Genomic DNA, 5182 nt, shown 5'->3' with positions numbered 1-5182 from the left:
CAGCCTGCTGGTCGGCCTGGACACCGGCACGGTCGCCGGGGTGTCCGCCGTGGTGGTCGGCGTCCTGGCGACCGCGATCGGCCGGATCCCCGGCGGTCTCGCGGGCACGCTGCGCCGGATGTCGGCCCGGCCCGCGGCCGAACCCCGGCTGACGCCGGCCGGCGAGCGGCTGCGGCACACCCTCGCCGGGCGCGCCGCCGCTGCCGGCGTGCAGGCCGACGCGCAGTCGACGAGTCGTTATGTCGACACGTCCGCAGGCACGGAGGCGTCCGGGTGACGGCCGGCCTCACCGCGCGCGGGCTGGTCCGGCGGTTCGGCGGGATCGCCGCGGTGGACGGCGTGGACCTGGCCGTGCCGCCGGGCCGGGTCACCGCGCTGGTCGGGCCGAACGGCGCCGGCAAGAGCACCCTGTTCGACTGCCTCAGCGGGGTCGCCCGGCCGGACACCGGCCGGGTGCTGCTGGCCGGCCGCGACGTCACCCGGCTGCCCGACCACGCCCGGGCCGGGCTCGGGCTCGCCCGGACCTTCCAGCAGATCGCCGTCTTCCCCGGTCTGACGGTCGGCCAGAACGTCCTGATCGGCGCCGAACAGGGCCGCGGCAACACCGTCCGCGGCCTGGTCGGCCTGCCCGCCCGCGGCCGTGCGGCGAGCGCCGCTGCCGCCGACCGGGCGCTGCGGCTGTTCGGGCTGGAGGCCGTCCGCGACTGGCCCGCCGACCGGCTGCCGACCGGTGCGCTGCGGCTGCTGGAGCTGGCCCGGGCGCTCGCCGCCGCCCCGCGCGTCCTGCTGCTGGACGAGCCGGCCGCCGGCCTCGACCTCGCCCAGACCGCGCGGCTCGGCACGGTGCTGCGGGCGCTGGCCGCCGAGGGCATGGCGCTGCTCCTCGTCGAGCACGACGTCCAGCTGGTCGCCCGGCTGGCCGACGCGGTGTACGTGATGGCCGACGGACGGATCCTGGCGCGCGGCCCGGTGGCCGCCGTGCTCGCCGACCCGCGGGTGGCCACCGCCTGGGTCGGATCATGACCGTCGAGGCCGAACTGCGCGGCGTCCGGGCGGGGTACGGCCTGCTGGAGGCGCTGCACGGGGTCGACCTGGCCTGCCCGGCCGGCCGGGTGACCGTCCTGCTGGGCCGTAACGGCGCGGGCCGGACGACCGCGCTGCGGGTGCTCGCCGGGGCGCTCCGCCCGGCCGCGGGTAGGGTCCGGTGGGGCGGCCGGGACGTCACCGGGCTGGACGCGTACCGCCGGGCGCGGCTCGGCCTGGCCATGGTGCCCGCGGCGCAGGCCGTGTTCGGCTCGCTGACGGTCGCCGAGAACCTCGCCGCCGGGGCCGGGCGCGGCCCGGTGGGCGAGGAGTGGCGCGGCTACCTGCCGGAGCTCGGCCCGCTGCTCGGCCGCCGGGCCGGCACCCTCTCGGGCGGCCAGCAGCAGATGGTCGCGCTCGGCCGGGCGCTGCTGGCCCGCCCGCGGCTGCTCCTGCTGGACGAGCCGGACCGCGGTCTTGCGCCGGCGGTGGCCGCCCGGCTGCACGCCCATCTGCTGGCCTCGGCGGCGGACGGCCTGACGGTCGTGCTGGCCGCGCAGTCGCTGCCGCCGACCCTGGCCGGCGCCGGCGCGGTGTACGTGCTGCGGCGCGGCCGGGTCGCGTTCGCGGGCGAGCCGGCCGAGCTGGCCGCCGCCGGGCCGGGGGACGCGGCGCCCTGAGCCGCAGCCCCCGGCCGCCGCGCAGCGCCTACGGGGTGACGATCGGGAACCTCGGGTCGACCGTGTCCAGTAGGCCGACCAGCCGGGACAGTGCGGCCGGATCGCCGACCACCGCGACCCCCTCGGGCGGGTTGCCGCCCAGGACGGCGAGCAGCTGAGCCCTGGTGAGGGTCAGCGTGGCGTCGGCCGGCTCCTGGTACGGCCGGTCGGCCGGGGTGACCCGGTGGGTGAGCGCGCCGTTGGAGAGCGTGAGCCGCCAGATCCGGTCCTCGTCGGTGAGGTGCCAGTCCAGGGTGAGCCGGACGTCCCAGGCGCGCGGGCCGTCGATCCGGATCGCCAGTGTGTCGATCAGCTGCCCGGTGCCGAGGGCCGCGGTGATCTCCGGGTCGGTGACGTCCACCGGGGGGTCGGCGTGCCCGCCGCGCAGCTCCATGGCGGCCGTGAGGTAGAAGTTCCGCCAGGTGCCGTTCTCCGCGCCGTGGCCGAGCCGGTCGTAGACGGCGGCCAGCGCGTCCCGGGCCGCCTCTTCGTCCGGATGGGCGAACACCACGTGGTTCAGCAGGGTGGCGGCGAACCGCAGGTCGCCGTCCTCCGCGTAGCCGAGCGCCTTGGCCAGCGCGGCGTCCTTGCCGCCGGCCACCGCGACGTAGCGGGCCGCGAGCTCGGCCGGCGGGTGCTCCCACAGGTGGGCAGGGTTGCCGTCGAACCAGCCCAGGTAGCGCTGGTAGACCGCCTTCACGTTGTGGCTGAAGGAGCCGTAGTAGCCGCGGGCCGCCCAGGTCCGCTCCAGGGCCGGCGGCACGGCGAGCTCCTCGGCGATCTCGGGGCCGGTGAGGCCCTTGTTGATCAGCCGCAGGGTCTGGTCGTGCAGGTAGGCGTACAGGTCGCGCTGGCCGTGGAGGAACTCCCTGATCTCCTCGGCGCCCCAGGTCGGCCAGTGGTGCGAGGCGAAGGCGACGTCCGCCCGGTCCCCGAAGAGCGTGAGCGCCTCGTCCAGGTAGTGCGCCCAGATCCGCGGGTCGCGGACCTGGGCCCCGCGCAGGGTCAGCACGTTGTGCAGGGTGTGGGTGGCGTTCTCCGCCATGCACAGCGCCCGCCGGTCGGGCAGCAGGAAGTTCATCTCGGCGGGCGCCTCGGTGCCCGGGGTGAGCTGGAAGACCATCCGCACCCCGTCGACGGTCTCCTCCTGGCCGGTGCGGGTGATGTCGAGGGTCGGCGCGACCAGGCTGAGCACGCCGGTGGAGGTGGTGGTGCCCAGCCCGCAGCCGATCTGGCCCTCGGGGCCCTTGGGGAGCGCGGAGCCGTACATGTAGACCGCCCGCCGGGCCATCGCGGTGCCCGCGTACACGTTCTCGCTGACCGCGTGCTCCATGAAGCCGGCCGGGGCGAGCACCGGCACGCCCTCGGTGCCCGGCGGCACGACCGCCCGCGCCCCGCCGAAGTGGTCGGCGTGCGAGTGGGTGTAGAGCATCGCGGTGACCGGGCGCGGGCCGCGGTGCTCGCGGTAGAGGGCCAGCGCGGCGGCCGCGGTCTCGACGGAGATCAGCGGGTCGACGACGATCACCCCGGTGTCGCCCTCGATCAGCGTCATGTTGGAGAGGTCGAGCCCGCGGACCTGGAAGATCCCCTCGGCCACCTCGTACAGCCCGTGCCGGGCGCAGAGCCGGCCCTGCCGCCACAGGCTGGGGTGTGCGGTGGGCGGGCACTCCTCGGCGAGGAAGGCGTACGCCCGGGCGTCCCAGACCACCCGGCCGTCCTGCCCGGTGACCGCGCCGTCCGCGGCGCCGGCGATGAAGCCGCGGTCGGCGTTGTCGAAGTCCCGGGTGTCCGCGAAGGGCAAATCGGTCATACCGGCACACTAGGCCGGATCCCGGCCTGACGGCCGGGCGGTTCACCCGCTCGGAGTCAGCCCGCCGCGGACCCGCCGGCCCGGTCGCCGAGCCGGCGGTTGCGGGCCGCCCGGGCCCGGCGGAGCTCCTCCGCGGGCAGCGCGGCGAGCGAGCCCAGGGCCAGCGCCACCGCCTGCCCGACCCGGGCGCAGAACGGCCCCGGCTCGTCGGCGGCGTCCGGCAGTTCGGCGACCACTTGGTCCACCAGGCCCACCGCCGCCAGGTCGTAGGCCCCGATGCCCTGGGAGCGGGCCATCTCGGCGGCGTGCCCGCCGTCCCGGTGGACGATCGCCGAGGCGCCCTCCGGCGGCAGCGGCGACAGCCAGCCGTGCTCGGCCGCGATCACCCGGTCGGCGGGCAGCAGGGCCAGCGCGCCGCCGCCGGAGCCCTGCCCGAGCAGCACCGCCAGCACCGGGGTGCGCAGCGCGGTGAGCAGATTCAGGCACTGCGCGATCTCCACCGCCACGCCGTCGAGCTCGGCCTGCACCGAGAGCTCCGCGCCGGCGGTGTCCACCACCGTGACCAGCGGCAGTCCGAGCTGCTCGGCCGTCCGGGCGGTGCGCCGCACCGCCCGCAGGTCGGCCGCGGTGAACGGCCGGTCCCCGCCGCGCTGCTGGCCGACCACCACGGCCGGCCGCCGGCCGAACACGGCCAGGGCTCGCACCAGCGCGCCGCTCCCGCCGCCGGGCGCACCCAGCGGGACGTACTCGTCGGTCCCCGTCTCCAGCAGGTCCCGCACCCCGGGCCGGTCGGTGCGGCGGCTGCGCCGGACGGAGTCCCAGGCGTCGGCCGTCCGCCCGCTCGGCCGCTCGGCCGGCGGCACCGGCTGCCGTACGGGCCGGGTGCCGAGCACCGACAGCACCTGCAGCACCCGCTCGCGCAGCTCCTGCGGCGGGACGACGCCGTCCACCAGGCCGCGCGCGGCCAGCGTCTCGGCCCGCTGCACGCCGGGCGGCAGCTGCACGCCGCGCAGCTCCTCGTACACCCGGGGGCCGAGGAAGCCGAGCCGGGCACCGGGTTCGGCCAGCACGACGTGGCCGAGCGTGCCCCAGGAGGCGAACACCCCGCCCATGGTCGGGTTGCGCAGGTAGGTGAGGTAGGGGAGGCCGGCGGCCTGGTGGGCCTGGACGGCGGCGGTGACGCGGACCATGCAGAGGAAGGCGGCGGCGCCCTCCTGCATCCGGGTGCCGCCGGAGACCGGCAGGGCGAGCACCGGCAGGCTCTCCTCGGTGGCGCGCTCGACCGCCCGGGTGATCCGTTCGGCGGTGGCCACCCCGATCGAGCCGCCGAGGAAGCCGAACTCGGAGGCGACCAGCGCCACCGGGACGCCGTGGACCAGGGCCCGGCCGGTGGTGACCGCCTCGTCGAGGCCGGTGCGGTCCGCGGCCTTCGCCAGCGAGGCCGCGTACGCACCGTCGGCGCCCGGGTGCGCCACCGGCTCGTCCCAGCAGCGGAAGCTGCCCGGGTCGGCGACCAGCCCGATCAGCTGCACGGCCGTCAGGCCCCGCTCCCCGTCCATGCGCACCCCCGTCTCCCGCGGGTGCCGCCGGGCACCCGTCCGGGCCCAGGGTACGGGCCTCGGCGTCGGCC

General features: G+C 77.5%; 4 protein-coding genes and 1 pseudogene. 3 read left to right on the top strand and 2 right to left on the bottom strand.

The features are described 5' to 3' along the window. From ACFV0G_RS34820 to ACFV0G_RS34810, 3 genes and pseudogenes are all read left to right on the top strand, one after another. Window positions 1–277, top strand: a pseudogene (locus ACFV0G_RS34820) (ABC transporter permease); the annotation flags it as partial. After that, entirely contained in the window at window positions 274–1023 is a 750-nt protein-coding gene (locus tag ACFV0G_RS34815) for an ABC transporter ATP-binding protein (protein WP_380556618.1), read from the top strand. The pseudogene ACFV0G_RS34820 and the gene ACFV0G_RS34815, both read left to right, overlap by 4 nt. Further along, on the top strand, window positions 1020–1703 hold the full coding sequence (locus ACFV0G_RS34810; protein ID WP_380556616.1) for an ATP-binding cassette domain-containing protein: 684 nt from the start codon (window positions 1020–1022) through the stop codon (window positions 1701–1703). Before ACFV0G_RS34815 ends, ACFV0G_RS34810 begins: the two co-directional genes overlap by 4 nt. A 28-nt stretch (window positions 1704–1731) precedes the next feature. Here ACFV0G_RS34810 and ACFV0G_RS34805 read toward each other — a convergent pair whose 3' ends face one another. Together ACFV0G_RS34805 and ACFV0G_RS34800 are read right to left on the bottom strand one after the other, a co-directional pair. Continuing rightward, complete coding sequence (locus ACFV0G_RS34805; protein ID WP_380556614.1) at window positions 1732–3552, bottom strand: alkyl/aryl-sulfatase; 1821 nt, start codon at window positions 3550–3552, stop codon at window positions 1732–1734. A 56-nt stretch (window positions 3553–3608) separates the two neighbouring features. Beyond that, window positions 3609–5111: a carboxyl transferase domain-containing protein gene (locus ACFV0G_RS34800; protein ID WP_380556612.1), complete on the bottom strand. Its 1503-nt coding sequence runs from the start codon at window positions 5109–5111 to the stop codon at window positions 3609–3611. Window positions 5112–5182 lie beyond the last annotated feature (71 nt).

Origin of the sequence: Kitasatospora sp. NPDC059571 (assembly GCF_042735675.1) — a bacterium.
Classification (GTDB): domain Bacteria; phylum Actinomycetota; class Actinomycetes; order Streptomycetales; family Streptomycetaceae; genus Kitasatospora.
This window is presented reverse-complemented; position numbering and strand designations above follow the sequence as displayed.

Excerpts from the sequence above, each read along its gene's own strand:
- ACFV0G_RS34810 (WP_380556616.1), top strand. The coding sequence starts at position 1,020 with ATGACCGTCGAGGCCGAACTGCGCGGCGTCCGGGCGGGGTACGGCCTG.
- ACFV0G_RS34805 (WP_380556614.1), bottom strand. The coding sequence starts at position 3,552 with ATGACCGATTTGCCCTTCGCGGACACCCGGGACTTCGACAACGCCGAC.
- ACFV0G_RS34800 (WP_380556612.1), bottom strand. The coding sequence starts at position 5,111 with ATGGACGGGGAGCGGGGCCTGACGGCCGTGCAGCTGATCGGGCTGGTC.